General features: G+C 46.1%; 23 protein-coding genes. 21 read left to right on the forward strand and 2 right to left on the reverse strand.

From position 1 onward, the window contains the following. The first annotated feature begins 21 nt into the window (after nt 1-21). Nucleotides 22-2,553, forward strand: coding sequence for a hypothetical protein (locus MKY87_RS28060; RefSeq protein WP_340967056.1), 2,532 nt, complete (start codon nt 22-24; stop codon nt 2,551-2,553). A 35-nt stretch (nt 2,554-2,588) separates the two neighbouring features. Then, the gene (gene bglB, locus MKY87_RS28065) at nt 2,589-3,659 is read left to right on the forward strand and encodes a beta-galactosidase BglB (RefSeq protein WP_340967058.1); all 1,071 of its coding nucleotides are present in this window, start codon (nt 2,589-2,591) and stop codon (nt 3,657-3,659) included. Between the two features lie 59 nt (nt 3,660-3,718). Here the strand turns inward: bglB and MKY87_RS28070 are convergent, their stop codons facing one another. After that, nucleotides 3,719-5,968, reverse strand: coding sequence for an FAD-dependent oxidoreductase (locus MKY87_RS28070; protein WP_340967060.1), 2,250 nt, complete (start codon nt 5,966-5,968; stop codon nt 3,719-3,721). Between the two features lie 151 nt (nt 5,969-6,119). On the opposite strand from MKY87_RS28070, the gene MKY87_RS28075 reads away from it, so the two are divergent. The 14 genes from MKY87_RS28075 (at nt 6,120) to MKY87_RS28140 (ending at nt 20,257) form a co-directional block, all read left to right on the forward strand. Beyond that, a complete protein-coding gene (locus MKY87_RS28075) occupies nt 6,120-6,887 on the forward strand; it encodes a helix-turn-helix transcriptional regulator (protein ID WP_340967062.1) in 768 nt (255 codons plus the stop codon). Between the two features lie 194 nt (nt 6,888-7,081). Beyond that, a complete protein-coding gene (locus MKY87_RS28080) occupies nt 7,082-8,902 on the forward strand; it encodes a cache domain-containing sensor histidine kinase (RefSeq protein WP_340967065.1) in 1,821 nt (606 codons plus the stop codon). A 23-nt stretch (nt 8,903-8,925) separates the two neighbouring features. After that, nucleotides 8,926-9,777, forward strand: coding sequence for a response regulator transcription factor (locus MKY87_RS28085; RefSeq protein WP_091031554.1), 852 nt, complete (start codon nt 8,926-8,928; stop codon nt 9,775-9,777). A 168-nt stretch (nt 9,778-9,945) separates the two neighbouring features. Beyond that, nucleotides 9,946-11,262, forward strand: coding sequence for an ABC transporter substrate-binding protein (locus MKY87_RS28090; RefSeq protein ID WP_340967067.1), 1,317 nt, complete (start codon nt 9,946-9,948; stop codon nt 11,260-11,262). Nucleotides 11,263-11,470: 208 nt separating this feature from the next. Continuing rightward, nucleotides 11,471-12,352: a carbohydrate ABC transporter permease gene (locus tag MKY87_RS28095; protein ID WP_338594065.1), complete on the forward strand. Its 882-nt coding sequence runs from the start codon at nt 11,471-11,473 to the stop codon at nt 12,350-12,352. Nucleotides 12,353-12,368: 16 nt separating this feature from the next. Beyond that, nucleotides 12,369-13,265 carry a carbohydrate ABC transporter permease gene (locus tag MKY87_RS28100; RefSeq protein WP_340967069.1) on the forward strand — a complete coding sequence of 299 codons (897 nt, stop codon included), beginning with the start codon at nt 12,369-12,371 and terminating at the stop codon, nt 13,263-13,265. Between the two features lie 128 nt (nt 13,266-13,393). Beyond that, nucleotides 13,394-13,870: a GyrI-like domain-containing protein gene (locus MKY87_RS28105; protein ID WP_340967070.1), complete on the forward strand. Its 477-nt coding sequence runs from the start codon at nt 13,394-13,396 to the stop codon at nt 13,868-13,870. 49 nt (nt 13,871-13,919) lie between these two features. Then, nucleotides 13,920-14,396 (forward strand): hypothetical protein, encoded by a 477-nt coding sequence (locus MKY87_RS28110; protein WP_340967073.1) that lies wholly within the window; start codon nt 13,920-13,922, stop codon nt 14,394-14,396. A gap of 138 nt (nt 14,397-14,534) precedes the next feature. Next, on the forward strand, nt 14,535-15,083 hold the full coding sequence (locus MKY87_RS28115; RefSeq protein ID WP_076216217.1) for a glutathione peroxidase: 549 nt from the start codon (nt 14,535-14,537) through the stop codon (nt 15,081-15,083). A gap of 65 nt (nt 15,084-15,148) precedes the next feature. Further along, nucleotides 15,149-16,012, forward strand: coding sequence for an AraC family transcriptional regulator (locus MKY87_RS28120; protein ID WP_340967075.1), 864 nt, complete (start codon nt 15,149-15,151; stop codon nt 16,010-16,012). A 136-nt stretch (nt 16,013-16,148) separates the two neighbouring features. After that, nucleotides 16,149-16,403, forward strand: a complete 255-nt coding sequence (locus tag MKY87_RS28125) for a hypothetical protein (RefSeq protein ID WP_133384427.1) — start codon at nt 16,149-16,151, stop codon at nt 16,401-16,403. A gap of 148 nt (nt 16,404-16,551) precedes the next feature. Continuing rightward, entirely contained in the window at nt 16,552-17,151 is a 600-nt protein-coding gene (locus tag MKY87_RS28130) for a nitroreductase family protein (RefSeq protein WP_036670536.1), read from the forward strand. Nucleotides 17,152-17,366: 215 nt separating this feature from the next. After that, nucleotides 17,367-18,998: an S-layer homology domain-containing protein gene (locus MKY87_RS28135; protein ID WP_340967076.1), complete on the forward strand. Its 1,632-nt coding sequence runs from the start codon at nt 17,367-17,369 to the stop codon at nt 18,996-18,998. A gap of 347 nt (nt 18,999-19,345) precedes the next feature. Continuing rightward, a complete protein-coding gene (locus MKY87_RS28140; RefSeq protein WP_340967077.1) occupies nt 19,346-20,257 on the forward strand; it encodes an NAD(P)/FAD-dependent oxidoreductase in 912 nt (303 codons plus the stop codon). Between the two features lie 132 nt (nt 20,258-20,389). On the opposite strand, the gene MKY87_RS28145 is transcribed toward MKY87_RS28140, so the two are convergent. After that, nucleotides 20,390-20,599, reverse strand: a complete 210-nt coding sequence (locus MKY87_RS28145) for a hypothetical protein (protein ID WP_339784323.1) — start codon at nt 20,597-20,599, stop codon at nt 20,390-20,392. 246 nt (nt 20,600-20,845) lie between these two features. Here MKY87_RS28145 and MKY87_RS28150 point away from each other — a divergent pair, with 246 nt between their 5' ends. The 5 genes from MKY87_RS28150 (at nt 20,846) to MKY87_RS28170 (ending at nt 24,343) form a co-directional block, all read left to right on the forward strand. Continuing rightward, on the forward strand, nt 20,846-21,199 hold the full coding sequence (locus tag MKY87_RS28150; RefSeq protein WP_338594080.1) for a DUF3243 domain-containing protein: 354 nt from the start codon (nt 20,846-20,848) through the stop codon (nt 21,197-21,199). A gap of 654 nt (nt 21,200-21,853) precedes the next feature. Beyond that, complete coding sequence (locus MKY87_RS28155) at nt 21,854-22,420, forward strand: hypothetical protein (RefSeq protein ID WP_036609022.1); 567 nt, start codon at nt 21,854-21,856, stop codon at nt 22,418-22,420. A gap of 156 nt (nt 22,421-22,576) precedes the next feature. Continuing rightward, a complete protein-coding gene (gene cyoE, locus MKY87_RS28160; protein ID WP_339784321.1) occupies nt 22,577-23,434 on the forward strand; it encodes a heme o synthase in 858 nt (285 codons plus the stop codon). A 196-nt stretch (nt 23,435-23,630) separates the two neighbouring features. Further along, on the forward strand, nt 23,631-24,113 hold the full coding sequence (locus tag MKY87_RS28165; RefSeq protein WP_091031530.1) for a tetratricopeptide repeat protein: 483 nt from the start codon (nt 23,631-23,633) through the stop codon (nt 24,111-24,113). A gap of 32 nt (nt 24,114-24,145) precedes the next feature. Continuing rightward, nucleotides 24,146-24,343: a hypothetical protein gene (locus MKY87_RS28170; RefSeq protein ID WP_339784319.1), complete on the forward strand. Its 198-nt coding sequence runs from the start codon at nt 24,146-24,148 to the stop codon at nt 24,341-24,343. Nucleotides 24,344-24,903: the final 560 nt, after the last annotated feature.

Genomic DNA, 24,903 nt, shown 5'->3' on the forward strand with positions numbered 1-24,903 from the left:
TCAGATACCACCCGGAGTCGGATGGATACCTTGAATTATAAACCTATGAAATTAGGTCACAATCAGGTCATTAATCATTGGATGATCAGCGGCATATATACAAAGCCTGTTGCCTTTGTTCCAACAACGATGGAGGGAGATATTAATGATTGGCTTATCGATGGTTTTGCCATTCATGAGAATCCATGCAGAAAGGAATTTGTAGAACATAGGAGAACGCAGCCTGTGAACCGCTTTTTTGATCAATGGAGCGAGTTTCCTAGCCCGGGAGACGACTTCGTTGGAGAAGAGAACGGAATGCCTTGGGCACTGTATTCACCTTGGAATAATCCACGGGTGGAGAAATCAGGATTTTGGTTTGTGCCAACACATCTGCGCAGTTACGCGGCGACAAGACTCATTTCTCCGACTGCTCATACCGCCTCTATGCGGATTAAGACCTATGGCAGTCTGACGTTGTGGGTGAATGGGGAAATGGTAACGGACTTTGCACCACTCACGCGTAACAAGGAACAGGAAATCGTTATTAAAGCTGAACTAGTAGCTGGAATCAATGAGATCTATGCCTGCTGGGAGGATCTTGCTGAGCGGGATACGATGTATGCTTTTGCGGTGGAATATCTGGGAGACGAGGAATTAGTGATTTCCCTGCCTATTGCTCCTCATTTGGCGGAGTCTGTAAAATCCGCAGAGGAAGCCCTTGAACAGGCTTATTTTCCTTCGGATCTCTTCAGAGGTGAGCAGATTAAGCTCAAGCTGCCACTTCCCTTACCGGATATCGTTAGAGAGGTTGATATTCAGTATGGCAATTTTTTTGATGGCACCGAAAATAAAACAATACACATAACCGAACAGGAAACGGATCTGGTCCTGGCACATACAAATCAACTCGGTCATCATTACGTATATTTCACGCTGGCTATTTCAGTTTCAAATGTTGTACTAACCAAGAAATTTGGCTGCCAATCCTATGATACCAGCTATGATGAGGCGGCTCAGCAAGCTGCGGATATTGAATCCCGCAAATCCCTGGCTCTGCGGTGCATTGCCGAGAAAGGCAGTCCCAATATTCATAAGGCGATCGCCATGCTCAAAACAGGAGGTAATCTGCAAGAAGCAGAAAACATTTTGCTTGAGGGTGTGGAAGGGATCGAGCAACGGAAGGATTGCAGTGACTTCTATCTGGTGGGACTGTTCCGTCTTTGGAGAGATGAGCGAAATAGCGGTCTGTTCAGTGAATCGTTCTGGGATCGGGTAAAAGCAAGCATTCTGGGTTATCGATATTGGATTGATGAACCTGGCGATGATGTGATGTGGTTCTTCAGTGAGAACCATGCCTTGTTGTTCCATACCAATGAACTGTTAGCCGGACAGCTGTTTGGGGATGAAACGTTCAGCAACAGTGATGAATCCGGTGAAGTACACCGTCAAAAAGCAGAGCAGAGGCTTGCATTATGGTTTGAGCGCTTTTTGGATGAAGGATTGGCAGAATGGAATTCAAGTGCTTACATTCCAATTGATGCGGTTGGGCTATTGCATATCTATGAGTTTGCCCATAATGAACAGCTCAGGCAACAAGCCAAAAAGGCGATGGACCTGTTATTCTATTATATTACCGTTCAGATGCATCAAGGAGTTTTGTCCACATCGTTTGGGCGCAGCTATGAGAAGGAACTGCTGGGTAGCTATGCAGCGGGAACAACTTCAATGTGCTGGATCGCTTATGGCGTTGGCAATGTAAACAATTATTCAATAAGCAATGTTGCCTTGAGTTTATCGGATTACAGTCCTCCAGCAGCATATCAGGAGCATCTGTTGCTTGGGGAGAATCAGCAATTGGTGTTTGCCAATCAGCAGGGCAAGGGAGGTTACGCCAAGCTCTATCACTGTCGGACTGAGGAATACTCCTTATCCTCAATCATTCGCTTTCGTCCAGGCAAGCCAGGTTATCAGGAGCATGTCCAGCATTTATCTCTGTCACCTGAGGCGCTGATCTGGGTGAATCATCCGGCAGAAATATACAAGCATGGGGATGGTCGGCCTTGCTTCTGGGCTGGGAATGGGATATTACCCGACGTTGTTCAGTATGAGGGGATCGCTTTAATGATGTTTGATATTCCTGCGGATCACAACTCTGACTGGACACATGCTTATTTTCCTACTCACTCCTTCACGGAATGGGTAAGGCATGAGAACTGGCACTTTGCCCGTTTGGATAAGGGGTATGCAGCTATATATGCGGCCAACGGGACGAGTATGGAGAGCAGCGGGGTGACAAGAGAACGTGAGCTTATTTCACCTGGCTTGCGCAACGCCTGGATTATAAGAGCAGGAAGCGAGCAGCAATTCGGGTCATTTGACGCTTTTATTAACCAAGTTTGTTCTGCAAGCCCGCAATTCGATAATCAAGCTTTAACTCTCACTCTAACAGACCCGGTATATGGTCCAATTCAATGGGGAATGAACAAGCCTTTTTATATTCAAGAAGAGGAAATCGTACATGACGGTCATGGAGTGAAGGGACAACTGAAGTTAATGGACATGGAGCGCTGAATCGTGTGCAAGAAACCAAGGGAGTGATAACCAACATGCTGAATCAAATGGTGCTGCAGGAGAGAATAAGCAAGGTATCCCAAGCGATGGAGTCTATGAAAAACACAAGCATCAATGAACAGTTTCCCATCGGACTAATCGACATACATCTATGGGAATGGCCGCAAGGTGTTGGTCTGTATGGCTTGCTTCAGCTCTATGAGGCAACGAAAGATCCCAAAGTGCTGGAATTTCTCGAATCATGGTACAACGCAAGGCTGATGGAAGGATTACCAGAAAAAAATGTAAACACTTGTGCTCCGCTCCTTACATTGATCTCGCTATGCGAGCTGACCAGAAACAGGGAATACGAACATGTCTGTGAGGAATGGAGCAGTTGGATCATGGATGGACTGCTGCGAACCGGAGATGGTGCGTTTCAACATATGATCACAGGAGATGCCAATGATGGTCAAATTCTGATTGATACCCTGTTTATGACGGTGCTATTTTTGGCCAAGGCAGGAGTATACTTCAAGAAACCCGACATGGTGGAAGAAGCCAAGCGACAGTTTCTTGTGCATATCAAATATCTATACAATAAGAAAACCGGATTATTCTATCATGGCTGGGATTTCAATGAAAATCATAACTATGGTACTGTTCATTGGGGAAGGGGCAATGCATGGTATACGGCGGGAGTTATGGATTTCCTGAATATCGTTCCGATCGAAGACGGGCTGAAGGCCTATCTGTTGGATACAGCAACCGCTCAAGTCAGAGCACTGAGCAAGCTTCAGGGTGAGGATGGCATGTGGCATACTGTGCTGGATGATCCAACCTCATACAAAGAAACCTCGGCAACAGCAGCGATTGGATACGGCATTCTCAAGGGAATCCGGTATGGATACCTGGATGAATCCTATCGCCATAATGGCTTGAGTGCGCTTGAAGCGGTGTTGAAACAAATTGATGATCACGGAGTTGTACAGCAGGTGTCCTATGGTACTCCTGTGGGGCTGGATGCTCAGTTTTATAAAGATATAGCGATCAGTCCGATGGGTTATGGACAAGCACTTACGTTGTTTATTCTGATTGAGGGCTTGCGGGTTCCAACCGCCGAATAGATTAAGGCGGACTTGTACGGAGGATGGGGGATACAGTTTCCTGTATCCTCCTTTTGGTTTTAGTAAGCTCGAATCTCGATTAATTCGGCATATCTGCTGCCATTTGTGGTATCAATTATGATTCTCAGAGCCTGAGCTGAAACAGGGACATCCAGGGAATGAATAACTTTTCTTTTATGGTTTTCTTGAACACTTGCGACTTGTGTCCATTCGCCAGCTGGAGTCAGTACATCCACGCGATAATCACGCACAAGTTCAGGCATGACACGAAATGCAGTCTGATGGTGATGTAAATTAACCAGATCCTCGTTCACATCATCATTAAACGTCAAGTGCAATTCAGCCAAGGTTTGTGGTTCTTCCCATGTCAGTTGTACCCATTCCGGCTTCCCAGACTGCATCGGCTGCGACATCCACTGTTGCGGCCCACCGAAGGGGCGATGGTATCCGTTGATCGTGTTGTCCGCTGAATAGGCCGTGGTCTCAGAGAGGGTACGACAGCAGAACGGTTGACGCGCCAACCCCTGCATGGACCATAATACGACAGGCTGATCCGTGGCATGATCCTCCAGATTTTTGGACACGTGGTTTTCTTCTGTTCTGAAGAAGATCAGCACCCCGCTGTGTGCTTCTATCGAATGGTAGAGAGAGACCGCTTTATTGGAGCGGATGATCACAAAAGCATTCTGCGGTTCTTCCGGTCGCCATTCGAGCGGAAGCTTCACCCACTGCGCAGTTCCTGTTGTAACGTTAACAGTCGCCGTAACTTGTAACGAATGCGGGACGTAGTTCTCCTTACGCCCCGTATCCCACAGCTCTACCGTCAGCGCGGTATCGCTGGATGCATCCAGCAGCAGCTCCAGGCCGCTGAGCAGTGGATGCACAGGCAGCAGCAGGGCAACATCCGTCCCCAGCGGGTACGTCTCGCCAGGCTGCTCAAGGGCGATGCCCGTCAGCGTGCTGGAGGCTGTAGCCTTGGCACGCCGGGCCAGATCCAGCTCATCGTTGCTGCGCACCCCGATGATGGAAGCGTCCTGCCGCAGCAATGTCTGCTGCAGCAACGCCAGATGCCTCGCGTGCAGCTCGCGCGGCGACACCTCCATGGCCGCGCAGAGCGCCGCGCCCGTACCAGCGGCTTCGCCGATGACCGCGCATGTTGCCATGACGCGCGTTGTGCCGAAGGCGACATGTGATGCACTGATGTCGCGCCCGGCCATGAGCATATTCCGCACATTTGAGGAATACAACGAGCGGAACGGCACGTGATATACGCCATCGGCATGCATATGCTTCGAGCCGCTCGCTTCGGCATACATGCCCTGTGGGGGATGCAGGTCAATGGACCATCCGCCAAAGGCAACGGCATCCGGGAATTCCCGCTGGCTGATAATATCGTTCTGGGTGAGCACATAGTCACCCGTGAAGCGGCGGTACTCCCTTTTGCCAGGCAGCGAACCGATCCACTCCAGCGTCATATGATCTGCATCAAACTTGCCGGAATTCTTGATATAGTCCCAGATCCCGTAGATTACGGACCACAGCTCATCACGGATCAGCTCATTGTCATGAACGGTGTCATGTTCACCGCCCCATTCAATCCACCAATAATGACAACCGGAATCCCCGCTGCGAATGACCCGGCGAATCGGAATGCTGGTCTGTGTAATATCCTTGGCAAAAGAAGGCGGGATATAACGGACAGGCGCACCAGCATCCTTGGTATAAAAGAGAAGTGTACTGCCCAGCGTGATTTGATCAGCCACCTCTGGTGCCCACTCTTCGCCATATTCGCTGCGGGCTTCCCGACCGAGTGCAAACTTGGCTCCAGCCAGAAAGCCAACCAATCCATCACCCGTACAGTCCAGATAGATCTGACTTTCGAATCGGATTTTGCGCTCAGAACCCATCATCCACCCGGTAACAGAGGTGATCATGCGTTCATCTTCATCCCCAGTGGCCTCGACTTCATGTACATCCGTGTTCAGGTACAGGCTAATGTTGGATTCAGCTCGAACGGCTTCCAGAATGATCAAGTCCCAGAGATAAGGATTGCCCTCTGGATTACGATACTGATTCTCTACAAATAGTTCCCCCATGATACCCGTCTCGCGGGCATAGCGGTTAATCCCGTGGGCGGTAGCGCCGCAGACCCATACGCGTACTTCGCTGCTGGAATTGCCGCCGAGTACAGGACGATTCTGCACCAGAGCGACCTGTTGGCCCAGCCGGGCAGCAGATATGGCAGCGCATACGCCAGCAAGCCCACCCCCGATGACGGTGATATCCGGTTTAACGAGTTCGTGCTTCATATGAACACCTCTCTCATTGAAATGGATGAGCCTAAGCTCAGATTTCATATTTCATATCTATAATTTCATATTAGTTCTATATATTTACTTTTCAAATACACTATATTATCATCGAGCATATACTTTATTTCATAACAAAGGCAGGTGTGTCATGGACCTCCTTAATCACATCTACTGGAAGAAGAAAGCTGAATTTGCTCTGGCAGAAGATATCTACGACGCTTGGGTGGTCTTTGCCGTTGAAGAGGGCGTATTTCGTTACGAGATTGATGGGCAGAGCGGAGAGGCGGGTTTTGCTGACCTGGTGTTGTGTCCACCACACGTTCCTTTTCGCAGAGAGGCGGTAACCCCGCTGACGTTTCACTATATACTGTTCCGTTGTAACTCCGCAGAGGGTGAGAGTCTTCTGCCCCCAATCGGAAAATCTCTCATTAATGATACAAAGCGTCTGGCTTCAACATATGCCTACCTGCGTCAGGCGAGCGAGGAGAACGATGCGGTTACAACAGGATGGAAGACTCATCTGATGATGGATTTGTGGCGACTGTATCAATGGGAGCGCAGACAGAGCAGGTTAATGGAAACGAAGTTCACGGAGGATGCTCTCATGGCTGAAGCGGCAGGTTTGTTGGAGGAGTGGGCTGGAGAGGCGGTAAGTCTCCGTACGTTGGCCGAACATTTAGCGTTGAGTCCAGTCCAGTTCACTCGAAGGTTCCGGGAGGCCTTTCAAGAAACACCATCTGATTATCTGAAAGCGATTCGTCTCAAAAAAGCAAAAGCCTTGTTGGCAGATAGCCGTCTGACCCTTACGCAGATTGCCGAGAGATGTGGATATGAGAACGGATTTTATCTGAGCCGTGTATTTTCGTCGACCATAGGAATCAGCCCGTCGGAGTATCGGAGACGACATCAAGTATGAGGTAAGGGTCTCGTCCAGCTAGCCTTCCATTCATTCATTCATTTCTTGCTTACACCAATAGAACATATCTGTGTAGTTCACATGGATGTAGGCAACGAATATCACAAATCCATGCAAATCATTCAACTCCGGCTGTGAATGGCAGGTAGGTGCTATAATGGGGTCATTAATTGTAGGGGAGCGAGCACTAAGGAATGAAGAAGCCAAATTGGAAAAGTTGGTTGCCACAGCGGCTTAGATACCGACTGTTCGGTGCGTTTGTGGTGTTGATTCTCTTGCCGTTCAGTGCATTGAATGTCTACAATTATCAGCAAATTGAATCGCTGGTCGAGCAGAAAATCAGTGAGCAGAGTCATGAGCAGCTAGTCCAGATGTACAGCTCTCTGGAGGACCAGATGAGCATTGCCTTCAAAACGCTCATTTTTCTGGAACAGGATTCTGCGGTAAGAAGTGTGCTAACCTCCCCGAACAGTCGCATGCCGCTTGAGAACAAGTCGTTGGTGGAAGAAAAGTTCAAAATGATCAACAACAGCTTTTTTCTATATAATCCTTCGGTGTACTTTACCTTGTTGGATTTTTATGATAGCGTTTACACTTCGTATTTGCCCAAAAAAGCACTGACTTATGGCCCCTATCTGGAGCAATTCCGCGAACGTCTGGGGGAAATAACCATTCCAAAAGGCGGTGCGGATTCACACTCGCTTCAACCGGAAGAACTCTTCTATCGCTGGGATGCACGGGATTCCAACCCTGTGCTCAGAGAGTTATCCTCCAGCCCATATCTGTTGTCGCTGTATGCTTACATGAAAGATAGCGGCGGCAAGCGATACGGGCTGGCACGAATTAGTATCGATTATTCCTACTGGTTCCAGACCATGCTGAAGGATTCACAGAGTAACCAAGAGTATTACCTTATCACAGGTAGTGGAGAGACCATAGCCAGTTCATCCAAAACAGCGGCGCTTTCCCCGGAAGTTACGCGTGAAATAGCTCTTCATCCGGCACAGGCTTATCTGACTGATCCAGCCTCGGATACGCTGATTAACTACGTGTACATTGAATCACTGGACTGGTATATGGTGAATCGCATTCCACTTTCCATTCTGTTTACAGAGATATCCGAGCTTAAACAGCGTTACTTTCTGACCTTTTTTGGTTTCACAGGAGCATTTGTGCTGATGGCTTTTATGATCTCGGCGACGTTCACGCGCCCTTTGTCGCATCTGCAGAAACAGATGAAGGAGGTCGTCCGCAAAAACCTCAAGATTCGTATTCCTGAAGGCCACAGCCGTGGCGAAGTGCTGGAACTGACACGTACGTTTAATACGATGCTGGATGATGCCAATCAGATGATCAACAGACTCAAGACGGAGGAACGCCAGAAGGAAGCGGTACATTTTCATATGCTCCTGGCTCAGATGAATCCGCACTTTCTCCTGAACACGTTGAATACAATGAAATGGAGTGCGATCCGCAGCGGAAATGAAGAGATCTCCGAGATGTGTGTTTCCCTGGGAAAATTGCTGGAGGTCAGCCTGAATTCACAGGTCGAATTGGTTTACCTGAAGGATGAGATCGAGCTGGTTCAAGCTTATCTTCATATCCAGCGTATTCGTTATCGGGACAGCTTCGAGGTGACTTGTGAGTTTGACGACAAGCTAGAGTATGCGCTGGTGCCCAAGCTAAGCTTGCAACCACTCGTGGAGAACGCGATTCATCACGGTGTCGGACCACAGGAGCAGCTTGGTCAGATCCGTATCAGCATATATAGGCAAGACACAGGAACACTGATGCTGGAGGTAGCAGATAACGGAATTGGTATGGAGGAATCCCGGCGTTTGCAGGTCACCCGGACGCGTCCGGGGATCGGCCTGTCCAACCTCAGGGAACGATTACGGTTATTGTTCAAAGGTCAAAGTAAACTTGAAATATTTGATAATCAACCAGGGACATTAGTGAGGTTCAGCATTCCTTTTTTATTGTCGACGCCTTATGTACAGAAGCGATCTCACTAGACGACTGGAGAGGGGAATCTGGAATGTGGAAGGTATTGCTTGTAGAAGATGAAGTATTTGTACGTGAGTCGGTGCGAGAGATTATTTCCTGGGAAGAGCTGGGTTTCACGGTCATCGGGGAATCCGGTAATGGGACCGAAGCGCTGGCGATGATCATACAGGATACACCGGATCTGGTACTGACCGATATTGTCATGCCGGGTATGGATGGTCTGGAATTACTCAAACAGACCCGTCAGGCCGGGTTAAAAACCAAGTTTGTCATGCTCACCTGTATGGGGGAGTTCGAATATGTACGCCGGGCAATGGAATACGGGGCTTCCAATTATATTCTGAAGCTGTCGATGAGTGTAAATTCACTGCGTGATACTCTGCGTAAAGTAAGTGCGGAACTGGGAGCTTCGGCTGAAGCCCGGACAGAGACAGATCAACATGAAGTGCCACCTTCCACACCGGTTCTCACATCAACGCCTGCTTTGCCTAATTCTCTTACGGTCTCTTCTGCGACCCCGTCTGATACGGATCTTCCATTTACACCTGTTCGTGAGCCGGTTGTGAAGCATCCGGAGATTAGCAAAATAATTGAGTACATCGGACAGCATTATGACCAGGACATTACCGTCAAATCCATGTCACGATATGTGATGATGGGCGAGAATTATGTGAGCGCTTTGTTCAAAAAGAAAACCGGCCATACCCTGATTCACTACTTGCATGGGGTACGGATGGAGAAAGCGGCTGAATATTTGCGCGAGACGGACCTTCCCGTACAGGAGATTGGTTACCGGGTAGGGTTCGGAAGTGATAATTATTTCATTAAAATATTCAAGCGTTGGACCGGTTGCACGCCCAGCCAGTATCGCCATCGCTCGTGACTCACAGGAGGAGTAGAAGGAATATGTGTACCGAGGGCTCAGGCAAGCAAGGATAAATCCGTATTTTTGTTCAATCCGAATCATGGATATGTATCTTATGAACCCAGCAAGGTCCCTGCTACGATGTAACGGAAGGTACACTTCAATTCAGGGAGGTCATGTGACCAGATGAGAATCAAAAAAGGATTAACGGGATTAATCGTAGGTGCGCTGATGCTGGGCTTGCTTGCCGGCTGTGTTGGTAAAAATGAGACGAACGGTGGGGACAACGGAGGTGGAGCGGCCGCGGGAAAAGTGAAACTCACCATGTGGGGCGCGGTGCCGCCCGAGAATGGTCCGCAGGAAGTCGTGGATACCTGGAATGCGGAGCATCCTGATATTCAGGTGGAATATGTGCGGTTTGTGAATGATGACGACGGCAACCTGAAGCTGGATACGGCGCTGTCCACCGGGCAGAACGTTGACTTATATGTCAATTACACTCTCACGAACCTCGATAAACGCATCAAGGGTGGGACAGCACTGGACCTGGGAGAGTTCACCGATTACAACATTGATGAGAAAATGGGTGAAGATGCGGCTTCCTGGAAAGTGGACGGCAAATATTACGGGATGCCAACCAAGAAAAACGCTGCCTTCTTCGCTTTAAATATGAAAGCGCTTGATCAGGCCGGACTGAGTGTACCGAAAGCCTGGACATGGGATGAAGCCAGTGAGTATGCACTCAAACTGAAGACGGCTGGCTTCAAGTACGGATTGGTGCAGCATACCGCTTCCTATGTAGACCCGCTCGATTCCGTTCTGGTGAAGAACGGCTATGTTAAGGCAGACGGTACTTCTAACCTCGATGATCCGCTTGTCACTAAATGGCTGGAGACGTTGAACGGAATGATGAAGGAGGATGCAACTACCCCTCCGCTCGGAGAGCAGCTGACTTCCAAAATGCCGGTGGAAAACATGTTCCTTGGCGGTGAGTCTGCCATGATTAATATCGGCGAATGGCTGATTCGCACATCAAACAATATGACCGAGTTCCCGCGGGATTGGAAAATCGCCTTTGCACCTGTACCGAGACTGGCTGCACAAGAAGCAGATATGGTGAAGAGTGGAGGACTTGGTGACTTTATCGCGATCAATTCCAAGTCGAAAAACAAAGAAGCCGCATGGGAGTTCCTGAAATGGTACGCCGATGGGGGAATGATGCCGATGGCTGCGGGTGGACGTTTGCCTTCCTCAAATGCGGTTGATCAACAGACTGCTATTGATCACCTGCTGGGCGATTATGCCGATTCTTATGATAAAGAGTCACTGGAATTTGTGTTGTATGGTGACGAGACACCTACGTTTGTCCGCAGCATTGCGCAGGAAGTGGTCGATCTGCGTGCACAGGAGTATGAAAAGTTCTTCCTTGGTAACCAGACTGCCGAAGTTACGGTACAGAACATGGTCAAACGCCATAATGACTGGCTGAAGCAGAATCAATAGAATGCAAAAGTAATGAGTCCAAAGGCCGTCCCCAATGGGACGGTTTTTTCTATATAAGAAATAGAACAATTCCATGTTGTTTTCCTCCCAAAAGGCACTGCCGAAATACATATATCTGTGATATCAGGTACAGGGTTATGTTCCTTAAATGTTAGAGGACATCTTGTTATGCTTAATTCCAGAACAGATGTTAAGGAGTGGGGAGCATATGCATAAATCCTGGATGAAACGGCAGAGCAGGCTCGGGTATCTGTTTATTGGGCCCAATATGCTTGGAGTGCTGTTGTTTTTTATTATACCGGCTGTCTATTCGTTTTATCTCATGTTCACCGATTACAAATTCATGAGCCCGGAGACGAATTTCGTCGGGCTGGACAATATCCGCCGGATGTTGAATGATGATCTGTTTGGCGTGGCGCTGCGAAATACATTTGTATTTCTGTTAGCGGTTCCGGTATCGATGGGATTAGCTTTTATCGTGGCGGTGGCGCTGAATAAGTCGGTGTACTGGCAAAAAACACTACGTGCCCTCTATTTCATGCCTTATATCACCAGCGGCGTTGCCATCGCCTTTGTCTGGATGCTGCTGTTCCAGCCAACATCGGGGCCTATTAATGGCTTCTTGCGGGGAATCGGTATTACGAACCCACCCGGCTGGTTATCAACAACTGAATGGTCCATGTATGCGATTGATATCATCTGGATCTGGTTCATGCTGGGTTACAACATGATTATTTATCTGGCCGCATTGCAGGAAATTCCGGAGGAATTGGTTGAGGCAGCACGGATTGATGGAGCTCGCCCCTGGCAGACGATACGCCAAGTGATTTGGCCGCTTGTGAGCCCAACGACCTTTTTGCTGCTGATCACAGGACTGATTATGACCATCAAAAACTTTGGCATTATCCAGGCAATTACTCAAGGTGGACCGGGGAACAGTACAACCGTGCTGTCACTTTTTATCTACCAGAATGCCTTCCGATATTACGAGATGGGATACGCTGCTGCCATTAGCTGGGCACTCTTTGCCATCATTATGATCTTCACTGTATTGCAGTGGCTTGGTCAGAAACGTTGGGTTCACTACTAGGAGAGGAGGGATCGTTATGGAGAAACAAATTGTCACGAATGCGAAGCCCACAGCTCCACATTCACCTAAAGTTAAAGTCCGCATGGAGTCCTTGACGCAAATTCGGAGAATCATATTGACACTTCTGATGTCCGGGTTTGCCCTGCTGATGATTATGCCGTTTATCTGGATGATCAGCACGTCGTTCAAATCTCCTGCGGACGTATTCACCTATCCCATTCAGTGGATACCCTCCAGCCTGAACTGGGAGCATCATATCAAGGTCTGGAGTGGGGCGGATACCTTTGCGACGTATTATCTGAACTCGTTGAAAATATCGCTAATTAGCACGATCGGAGCTGTGTTTCTCTCAGCTTTTGCAGCCTATGGCTTCGCAAGGATTCAATTCAAAGGTCGGGAGACTCTGTTCCTGATCTATCTCTCGATGATGATGGTGCCACCGCAGGTGCTCTTTGTGCCCAAGTTCCTGATGTTTGAATGGGTCGGCATATATAATACGCATTGGGCCTTGATTCTGCCCGGAATGTTCACGATCTTTGGGGTGTTTATGCTTCGACAATTTTTCCTGTCGGTGCCTTCAGAGATCTCGGAAGCCGCGTTCATCGATGGTGCCGGTCATCTGCGCATATTCTTCAGACTGATTCTGCCCTTGGCGAAGCCAGCGCTGGCTACCCTGGCGATCATCGATTTCTCATGGCATTGGAATGATTATGAAAATGCGCTTGTGTTCCTGATCGACAAAGACCTGTACACTGTGCCGCTCGGACTGCAGAACTTTATTCTGGAGAACAATGTGGATTACAACGGCATGATGGCCGCTGCCACGGCAGGTATTATTCCGATGATCATCGTGTTCCTGGTGGGACAGCATTATATTATCCAGGGCGTGGCCGGAAGTGCCGTGAAGGGCTGAAGCTGCTGTCACTGTGATCCCATATCATAACCCTTTTGCTGAACGAAGAGATTTTCGCGGCAGAAGGGTTTTCTGTTAAAAGGGAGAATTAATCCATGATCTGAGTTTATCTATTGGAGGCGATTCTCATGGAAGTGAAAGTCATCACATTGCCTGCTTTTTGCGTTGTAGGATATTCAATCAAAGCGACTATAGAAGAGTTCGAATCGGGTCTGTGCAAGAGCCACTATCATAAGCTTGTTGAGAGAAAAGATGAATTTCAACATCGAAAAAATGACAACGTCATGTTGATGCAGCTTTATCCGATGAACGAGGATTTCAATGCAAAGGTTGATAAGTTCACACATCTACTAGGATATGAAGTAATTAGTTCGGAGAATGTTCCTTCAGAGATGATAAGTCATGAGGTCCCTGACAGTCAGTATGTGACGTGCACTCATCGAGGGGTTGAGTCAGAGATTGGTGATACATATGATTATATATATGGACAGTGGTTTGGTGAGACGGGACATGAACCCAAAGATTATGATTTTGAAATTTGGGATGAGCGTTATCAACCGGAAAGTCCCAACAATGAGATTGATATATATGTAGCTTTGCAGTGATTTTATCGGGATTCATGGGACACATTTATAATGAAGGAAGAGGATGTTGTTGAAGCTAAGTATAATCATATTTATTGTTTTTATATTGTTTGGTGTTTCTTCGTTCTTTCCAACCTTTTTTCCTAGTTGGATCTTTTTAAATTTGATTGGAGCAGCCGTGGGAGTTTTTACACTTGGTATGGGGTTGTTTCATGGCATGAAGCAAATAGAAAACATCGTAAAACGAATATCTTTCAAGTGCTGTTGCATCATTTTTGGTATCGGATTGATACTATTTTTTGCTCCTAAGACAGTGTCGGGTATCCAGGATATAGGTCCTTATCTTTCCCAAGATTACGAAACAATAACAGGTAAACCGAACTACATAGGGTCCATGGGCAGGAAATGGAGGGAACAAACCATCGAATTAAATCAAATGGAATTGATTAACACTCGAGATATTGCCTGGGGAGATCGAGATAAAACGCTGCAAATAAAGTATCTGCCGAGAACCAAATATGTTATGAGTATTAGAGCAGTTGAGTAATCGATATATTTTCAAATATCTCTGAGTCTAATCTGAACGATCAATATCTTCTCCAATACAATAGTTCAAACTTCGTATATAATATAAAATCATATGATGCTGTATGACTACATAACTATCGCGAGGTGCACTAGACTTATGCCAACCATCTACGACTTTACCGTAACCAGAACCAGTGGAGAGCGTTTCCCACTCTATCAATATGAAGGAAAACCTGTGCTCATCGTAAACACGGCAAGTAAATGTAAATATACGCACCAGTTTGATGATATGCAGAAGCTGTATGACCAGTACAAGGATCAAGGGCTTCAGATTATTGGTTTCCCGTGTAACCAGTTTGCAGAGCAAGAGCCCGGAAGCAGTTCGGAAGCGGAATCGTTTTGCCAGATTAACTATGGTGTGAAATTTCCGATGTTCTCCAAACTGGATGTGAATGGAGAAGCGGCGCACCCGCTCTACGACTTTTTGAAAAGATCAGGGCCTTTTGCTGGCTTTGATGAAACAGATATACAGGCCAAATTATTGAAATTAATGGTGGCTGAGAAGGCACCGGAATGGTTACATGGAGATGCAATCAAGTGGAATTTCACTAAATTCCTGATTGATGCAGAGGGTCGTGTGGTCAGACGCTTCGAACCTATCGACTCCATCGACGAGATTCAAGAGAGTATTAAACAGCTTTTATAATTTCACTTTCATATATCCTACAGGGGCATGACACAAATCGTTCCCCTCTTCCGAACAGGAGGTGCATGAATGTGCCGAGCATGATGCAATTTAGTGCTTCACTGGAGTATAGTTACCGATCCACCAGTACGTTTAACCCAGGCAAGTCAGATGGATTCCATTCACATCCACATTATGAGATTTATTATTTTCATGATGGAGAATGTACTTATATCATAGGAGACCGGGTATATAACCTGGAGCCGGGTGATCTGGTGTTAATGCATGGCTTGACCCTTCATCGACCACATCCGAAGCCAGGCAGTGCTTATGAGCGAAGCACACTGCATTTTGATCCGTCTGCCATTCGCAGCAGCCTGCACCCGGACCGTATGGCTGAGGTCTTGAGGCCATTTGAAGAACTCAGAAATTGCCGGGTCAATCTGAAGGGAGATAGTCGCTCTGAATTCGAAGCTCTATTGCATGATCTTCATCGTCTGTCTCAAAGTCAGAGCAATTTCAGGCAAGAGCGAATGAATGTCAGACTGTGTGATCTGTTGTATTTTGTAGCAGAGATCTGCCAGGGCGATGTCCAAGAACAACTTCCCTCATCGGAGAGGGAGCGACATGTCCAACACATTATTCGTTATGTGGATACCCATTATATGAAGGACATTGGTCTAGATGATCTGGCACTGGAATTACATCTGTCCAAGCCATATGTGGCAGGCATGTTTAAGGAAATGACAGGTTTGACGATATTCAAATACCTGTATGACCGCCGTATCAATCAGGCGAAGCTTTTGTTTCAGTTCCAGCCTGAAATCACCGTGACAGAAGCAAGTCGATTGTCCGGTTTCAAACGCCTTTCGCATTTTAGTCGGATGTTCAAACAAAGTGTGGGATGTTCGCCTGATCTGTACCGTACCCAATTGCATCGCCAATCATAGAAGCCTTCTGTGAGCTGACCAGCTTGTCTGGTCGGCTTTTTTTGTTAATTTTCGTTTGAGGAATGCATACCACTGTGTTTAGAGGACACGCAGAACAGGTAAAGAAAGGTAATGAACCCAGAGGAGGCGAATATGAATGAAACAGCGCACACCGGATCAGAATAACAGCGATACCCATCAGGAACAATCCCATGACAATCCTGAACAATATAAGACAGAGCACGAAAGTCTGCTTGACCGACATGAAGAAGAACAGACTGTAGATCCAATTCCAATGGAAGATCTGAATATGGAAGCTCAGGAAGAGAAGAATAAAGATCAGACAAAAAGTAACTCGTCTACGGAAGAGAAATACCGGGCGGATTATCGCAAAAAGACGGGCGAAGGATAATTCCAATTGCTGTTGTGGGCAAACTTGTTGAAATGTTTTCGGTGAATGTATATTTAGTGAAAATAAATTAGTTTGTTGACTAATGTATGTTACTATATTATAGTTACTATGTTGGCAATTGAAAAAAAATTTTGGGAGGCGAATAAGAATGACAACTTTTTTTGATGCGTTGAAAAACAGAAGATCTTATTATGGAATCAGTAAGGAATCTACAATTTCGGATGCTAAAATCCAGGAAATCGTAGAAGAAGCGGTGAAATATACACCAACTTCCTTCAACTCACAAACATCCCGTGCCGTTGTATTGCTCGGTGAACAACATGATAAATTGTGGAATCACACAGAAGAAATTTTGCGTGAAGTCGTAGGCAATGAAGAAGCCTTCAAATCCACAGCAGAGAAAATGACTGGATTCCGCAGCGGATATGGTACGGTTCTCTTCTTCGAAGATAACAATGCGATCGCACAGCTTCAACAAAATTTTGCAGCTTATGCAGATAACTTCCCAATCTGGGCTAACCAATCCAACGGTATGTTGCAACTGGTAATCTGGACTGCTCTGGAACAAGAAGGTCTGGGTGCATCTTTGCAGCACTACAATCCGTTGATTGACGAGAAAGTGAAGCAAGAATGGAACATCCCTGAGAACTGGAGATTGATCGCTCAGATGCCATTTGGTAAACCAACGGCAGCACCGGGTGAGAAAGAATTCCAACCCATTGAAGAGCGCGTAAAAGTACACAAATAAATCAATTTCATAATACCTTTAGCTGCTTCAATCAAGGCTAGATATAGATCAAAACGTTTCAATTTGTCTATATCTAGTTACATAAATTCATTTTAATGAGTTATGAAATTGATTTAAGTAAGCTTCGCATTTCCCAACATTTAACCACATACGGCCTCGCTTCAATTTGATACGATGATAGTTGATCGTAATCCAATGAAGCGAGGCTTTTTGATGTGAATAATAGATTAAAAGACATAACGAACCAACGGATATGGAAAATGGCTTTATGCGGTTTATTAACACTTGGATCGGTGGCTGGATACGGCTCTACCGTTCAGGCTGCAACCGTGCAGCAACAGTTTCAGGATACGCGTACCAGTTATGCGAAGGATGCCATTACACATCTGGTGGACAAAGGCATTGCTGCCGGTACGTCAGAGACTACATTTGAACCGAAGAAAGCCGTTACTCGTGCAGAGTTTGCGACGTTTGCGGTGAGATTGCTAGGTTTGAAGCCCGTTAAAAATAATATTAATCCCTACCAGGATATAAGCATGAATGCTTGGTATTACGGCAACGTTGCCGCCATGACCAATCTTTTTATTCTGGAGGGTAAGGGTCAGGGGACGTTTCAGCCTAATGCTTCCATTACGCGCGAAGAAGCGGCCGCCCTTCTTGTTCGAATGTTGAAACAACAACCCGTAGAGACATCACTCTTATCTTCAACCTATTTTGACGCAGATGATATTTCGGACTGGGCACGCCCTTATGTGCAGACGGTATATCAGCTTGGACTGATGAAGGGAAGCGGAGGCGTGTTCCGACCACATGATCAGGTAACGCGCGAAGAAGCAGCCGTAATGCTCGATGCCATTTTACAAAAGAAAACATGGTCTGAGCAGTTACAACGTGGGGATGAACTTGGCGTTCAGTTGGGCTGGCAATACAACTCCACTACAGCTGAATTCAAGAAGCAAGTGGAACAGTCTGAAGTGAATACGCTTGTCCCGCGCTGGTTTTTCCTGAACAGCAGTATGAAAGTAACAGATCACGCGGACCCTGCATTGATCTCTTGGGCATCCGCCACAGACAGGCAGTTATGGCCATTGCTTGGGAATCGTTCCGATTCGGCACTTACCCATCAGATGTTATCAAGCTCAGCCAACCGAGCGGCAGTGATCTCACAGGTAGCCGCTTATGTCAAAACCTATAAACTGGACGGCATTAATGTGGACTTCGAGAATGTTGATCCTGCGGATCGTGAAGGGTTAACGGCATTTGTAACCTCTTTGACGGCTACGTTGCACGCACTCGGTGCTGTGGTGTCCGTGGACGTTTCGCCAGACCTGGGTACTGATTGGACGGATGCATTTGATTATGCCAAACTGGGCGCTGTATCGGATTATATGGTGCTGATGGGATACGAGGAACACTGGAACGGTGATCCGAAAGCGGGATCAGTGGCGTCTCTTCCATGGGTGAAAAAGGCACTGGATACCATGCTCTCCGAGGTGGTACGTGCCAAAACCATTTTGGCCCTTCCGCTATATACACGGGACTGGTCTTCAGTGAATCCGGCAACCAGCTCTTGGGACATTACACTGGCAGACCAGGGAATGCGTGCGCATGCTACGGGATCTGTAAGACGATGGGATTCAAGTCTGGTTCAATATATTATCGGGTACAACAGTAATGGTAAGCCAAGATATATATGGGCAGAGGATAGTCGTTCGTTATCAGCCAAAGTGTTAATGAGTGAGCAGCGGCAGATTGCCGGACTGGCTTACTGGTATATGGGCGGCGAAACAGCTGATGTATGGAACGCCATTTCGAATGCTTCGCGATTTGAATCGTATAACTTCTAAACATTCATGAATCTGATAGACTCAAGCGGACCGGGATACAGCCGGATGGTTTGGGTCTGTTTGTTTTGGTATAAGATAAGCAATATGAGGAATCGTTTAAGCTTGGCTGAACGGTTTAATGTATATAAGGACAAAATATATATATATTGAGCTAAACATTTACACAAAACGGAGAGGACAGAACGAAGCTGAAGAAGCGAAGCGTACGCCTTTATCACCGGATTTAACCTTTGTAAAAGATATAAAAAAATCTGGGGATAACAGCGATCGGAAGGTTGTTCTGTCATCGGAGTGATCAGTGTAAATATTCTTTAGTTCAATGTATATAGTTCAGGAGGAGAAGGAGCATGCGAGAGGTTGATTGCATAATTGTAGGTGGAGGGCTCGCAGGGCTTCAGGCAGCCATTCAGCTTGGACGTTATTCAGCTCATCAGGTGTTGGTAATCGACGCGGGAGAAGGAAGATCGACGTTGTGCCGGACTTATCATAATATCCTCGGTTTCCCCGATGGGGTATCCGGTGAAGAGCTCAGAGCCCGAGGCAGGATGCAGGCAGAGCGGACGGGTGTATCTTTTGAGAAAGACCGTATTGTTAAAGCAAGCCGTCATGGAGAGAAGATTCAATTGTTCGGTACTTCAGGCGCTGAATATAGGAGCAAAACCGTGTTATTGGCAACAGGGCTTTCAGATAGAGTGCCAGATATTCCGGGACTAACCCCAACGCTAGGCCGAACAGTCTATGTCTGCCCTGATTGCGATGGTTATGAGATTCAGGATCAACGTACGGTACTATTGGGATCTGGCGAAGCAGGTGCCAATATGGCGATGATTTTAATTCAGCGTACGAATGATCTGTTATATATCAATCATGAGCAGGCCCCCATATCTGCAGAGCTTCATCGCAGCATGAAAGAGGAGGGCGTTCGTTATCTGGAAGCGGCTGTTCAGGAAGTACAACAGATTGAGGATGGCCATATCACCGGTGTTCTGACCGAAGATGGACAGATTTTTGAGTCGGAGCGTGGGTTTATCGCATTTGGAGGCAATCGTGTACACTATGAACTGGCGGAGCAACTGGGAGCTGTAATCGCAGATAATAAACATGTGGAAGCTGATCCGCGCAGCTTGCGGGCAGCGACTAATGTGTGGATAGCCGGGGATCTGGGGCTGCACGCAGAACAAGCAACGGTTGCGATGGGTGAAGGTTCCATTGCCGCGATCTGGATTCATAAGGCTTTACAGCAGATGACCAAGGATTAACTGGGAGTTCATCATCATAATTTTCAGTTAGAATGATTAGAACACCATTTTTCCATGAACCCCAAAAGACCTCCCAAGCCATGATTATGGCGGGAGGTCTTTTGAGGTTAACTTCATCTAGAAAAAGGACAATCATTTATCCGATGAATCCTGTGACTTGGAAGAGGACGTCTTGTCCTTCGATTCATGGGAGAAATCTTTGCGAATGTTGTCCACGATATCGCCAACCACGCCTTCGATCATATCGGTTGGTCCGGGATTATTTTTGTCTGGATGGATAACGGTATTCACTCCTGGTTCAAGTTCATCGTTTGTCTTTTCATGTTTGGTTTTATCACGCATGGGAAATCCCTCCTGGTTCGATATTGTATAAGGTGTTCATTAACATATCCAAACACCGTTACGTATATGTAAACGATTAACCGCTGTAGTTCTTTTGAAACGCGTACTTGTTCATATATAGAAGATATATACAGAATTGAACGTACTGATTAAACTTCTGCAATACGTTTATATTATAGATAACCAATGAGTATTAAGTTTAAAGCTTAAAACCAATAAACAACTATTATACAGGAGGTTATTCAGATGAATGAACAAAATCATGTAATCCATAAAGATGGCCAAGTTTCAACTGACAAGGTGGACAATGCAATCGAGAAGATTGCGCCGGAAGAAAGAGAACAGATTTTACAGAACTTTGATGCGTTCAAAGAATACCTGGGTAAGCGAATTGCGATGGGTGAATCGATCGGACTAAGTGAGGAACAGATGGCTAAAATTGCCGAGAAAGTAGCGGATCATCTGGCAGCTCGGGAGGAACCCCGTAATCGTGAAGAAAAACTGCTGCAGGAGCTGTGGAATGTCGGCAAGGAAGAGGAACGTCACATGTTGGCTCACATGCTCGTTCGATTGGCACAAAGCTCCACACCAAATCATTAAGATCAACATCTATGCGTAAGCATAAGAAATATTTTGAGCAGGTCTTCAAACCTGTCAAATACCCTGCATAAGCCGGAGTGTAACTCTGAACGTGTCTGGAGCAGGGCATAGAGCGGGGCGCTAACGAACCTGTAACGTCTTATTCAGGGGTTTGAAAGCCCCGCAGCAATCTAAGGAATCTGACACACGCTATATTGGTATAAACAGCCGTTGCTAGCGTGTTTTCAGGGAATTCTGGAAAATAACGTGTCTCATGTTCCTTACAAAATAAAAGGTGCGCCAGAAGGCCAAATAAGACTTCCTCGGTTCCTTAGTTGTATGGATCAACCGTCAGGACTAGGCAGCTTGGACTTCAAGATGTTTGGGACACAGACATCCTTCAACGTATCACTTGCCTGAGTTTAAAAGACACACCCTAGTAAATAACCTCTGAATGGCGATGCCTTCAGGGGTTATTGCCGTTTACGGAGACTACAGACAGGAGTGATGACGCACATTGTAACTATTTTTAATCTGGCTGATACTTTTATAATCCCTGTTCGAAGTATGATAGGAAAAGAAAGAACGTTGGAATCGATAGTTCACATGAGCGTTTGAGAAGCAAGACTTCCGGTTAAGGAATAGTAACGTTCATATTAAGGAGAGATGTTACCTATGAAGAACGCGACAAAACAATGGAAACTAGGAATGATCGGTGCAGTTGTTGCTTTACTTGGTATGATTGTGCTGACTACATATTTACTTACCCCTGCGAATGCTCAAGGTAGTACGGACGCTCAACAACCTTCTGCGAAAGAAGCTCAAGTTGCAAACTCCGAGATGTTTACAGCCTATGTTGAAGGTATGCATATAGAAGACGGCAAATTGTTTATGACAGTGGACAAGATTGGCTGGTATCAGGGTGAAGAAGCCGATGCGATTTTTGCACAGCGCAATCCGGAAGCTGGTATAGATGGTGCTCCAGATGGTTACTATATTGTCAACGATAGCAAAGAGCAGGAACAAGTTGAGGTTAGTGCCAATGCTGAAGTGTTGATGCAGTTGTATGATCGGGATGGTACGATGCAGGGCGCAGACATTCAGTGGAATGAACCTGTGACATTATCCAAGTTCGAATCATTGTATGAGAATACCCGTATTCTTGATCTGTCCGTATTCCCGTATCATCTGACGGTGCAGGACGGAAAAGTTACTAAAATTGTGCAACAATACATCCCATAAAATAAGATGAAATTCATCATTCAAGCATTCCTCCTGTTCATTGAACGGTGAGGGATGCTTTTTGGTTATGACAAATTCATGAAAGCGATTGTAATTAATGGTAGGTACATGTATCATTATTGGAATGGCGTTTTTACATAGTTCAGGAGGAGCCTCATGCTTAAAGACATGATTGCATTAACTAAGCCCGGACTTCTAAGGTTAAATGTGTTTGCGGTGGCGGTAGGATTCTGGGTAGCTTCAAAATGGGATATCAACTGGTTATCTCTTCTCATGGTCGTGATTGGATCAACCTTGGTTATTGCTTCAGCTTGTGTAATCAACAATTATTGGGATCGTGAATTGGACCAAAAGATGGAGCGCACCAAAAAAAGGATGGATTACATTAACCATCTGAAGCCAGGGTTTGTACTTGGCTATGGCATTATCCTTGGTGTTGTGGGACTAGCAGTACTGTATCTCCTGGTGAATCCGTTATCAGGCTGGATGGCACTGCTTGGATGGTTCGCTTACATCATGATTTACACGATGTGGTTGAAACGCAGTTCAACGTGGAGCACGTCGCTCGGTGGAATTGCAGGAGCGATGCCGCCTGTCATCGGTTATACGGCTGTAACCAATGAGATTGATGCAGGTGCCTGGTTGCTGTTTGCACTATTATTCTTGTGGCAACCACCACACTTCTGGTCATTGGGTATTCGCCGGGTAGAGGAGTATCGTGCTGCTGGCTTCCCGTTGTTGCCAGTGGTTAAAGGGGTGAAACGCACCAAGTTTCAGATGATTCCTTATGTTTTTCTGCTGCTTCCTGCTGTATTTCTGTTGTATTATTACGACTACGTTGGTCTGGTATTTCTGATTGTATCTCTGGTCGGTGGACTGATCTGGTTCGTGCATACACTTAGCGGACTGAAGACACAGGATGATGAGAAGTGGGCAAAAGTAAACTTTCTGATCTCGGTTAATTATCTCATGCTCGTATTTATTGTCATGGTAGCGAATACGACATGGTCTTAATTAAGTGATGAACAGATCATTTTCAGAGAGATTTCACCTTAAGCTAGCTGGCTGCATTGAATGAAAAAGCACACGATGGAATAGCGTTTGGACAACCTTGAGTTGTTACAACATATTCTTCAGTGTGCTTTTTTGGTATAATAAAACAATTGAATCATATATGTGGAAATTATAATGCAAGATGGGAAGTGACATCATGAGTGATTTGGAACAGGCCGTACGATGGAGACAAGAAGGCAAGGTGCAGGAAGCGATTGAACTTTTGCAAGAGATTACAGTCCAGGAACCCGAGAATGCGAATGTTTGGTATCAGCTGGCTTGGGCACATGATTCGCTTGGATTGGAGCGGGAAGCTGTTCCGTATTATGAGAAGGCACTGAGTCTTGGACTTTCTGGGGAGGACAGAGCAGGTGCAATACTCGGATTAGGCAGTACATACAGAACGCTTGGACAGTACGAGCAGGCGAAAGTTTGGTTTGAAAAAGGGATGAAAGAATTCCCGGCGTACCGGGAATTTGAAGTTTTCTATGCCATGGTGCTCTATAATCTGGGTGAACATGCAGAAGCGATGCAAAGACTGCTCGTGCAACTTGCGGACACATCAAGTGACAAGAGAATCAATGACTATAACAGAGCCATCCGTTACTACGCAGATCAGCTCGATCGGGTGTGGGAATAGATCGAATACACAGAAAAGGGAGAGATGGATGAATGAACTCCAATCAAGATCTGAAACAGGTAAATGAAAGGTTGGATCAAATTGATAAAAAGCTGGATAACCTGGGAGGCAGCCAACAGGGCAAACGCTCACCTGGCGTGCGCTTCCTGATTGGTTTTGGCATCACGATTGCGATTATATCTGTACTGCTGCTGACTCTTGGTGTTATCCAATTTGTTAGTAACGGGTAGTGTGCGTTGTCACAATTAGTGATAATATTTTCATGATTTATGATCCAACTTTTTCAAAATTAATGAGAAATGTATGTTTATGCGCGTAAATATGTATGTTTTTGATGGCATTGCACCCTTGAAAAATATTCTGTTGTTAATCTAATGGATCAGAGGAGTATCATCGTGATTGGTGCAGTTCACTCCCTAGGTGATGATAGTATTTTGAACTTGCTGGAGGGATAAAGGATATGTAGTGAGAAGAAAGTAGGATTGTGCAAGGAGTCTTATGATTGATTAGGTAGTACAAAGAGGTCGAGAGAAGCTATCTCGATCTTTTTTTATGGGATTCAATAAAAAAAGGAGGTTTTACGGTTCGCATGGAAAAATTAGTTTCTGGAAAGTGTTTGATTTAGTTGAACAAATCGGATTTAATGAAATCGGACGTCACTTCAGGGTGATATGATGAAAAGTTATTATAATATAGACGGCACCTTAATCCGTATTGCAGTCGGAATACTCGCTAAGTTAAGCATAGAATGCTGCATGAGAATCAAACTTTTCTTAATCATCAACTTCTA

Origin of the sequence: Paenibacillus sp. FSL R7-0198, from assembly GCF_038000415.1 — a bacterium.
In the GTDB taxonomy this organism is placed as follows: domain Bacteria; phylum Bacillota; class Bacilli; order Paenibacillales; family Paenibacillaceae; genus Paenibacillus.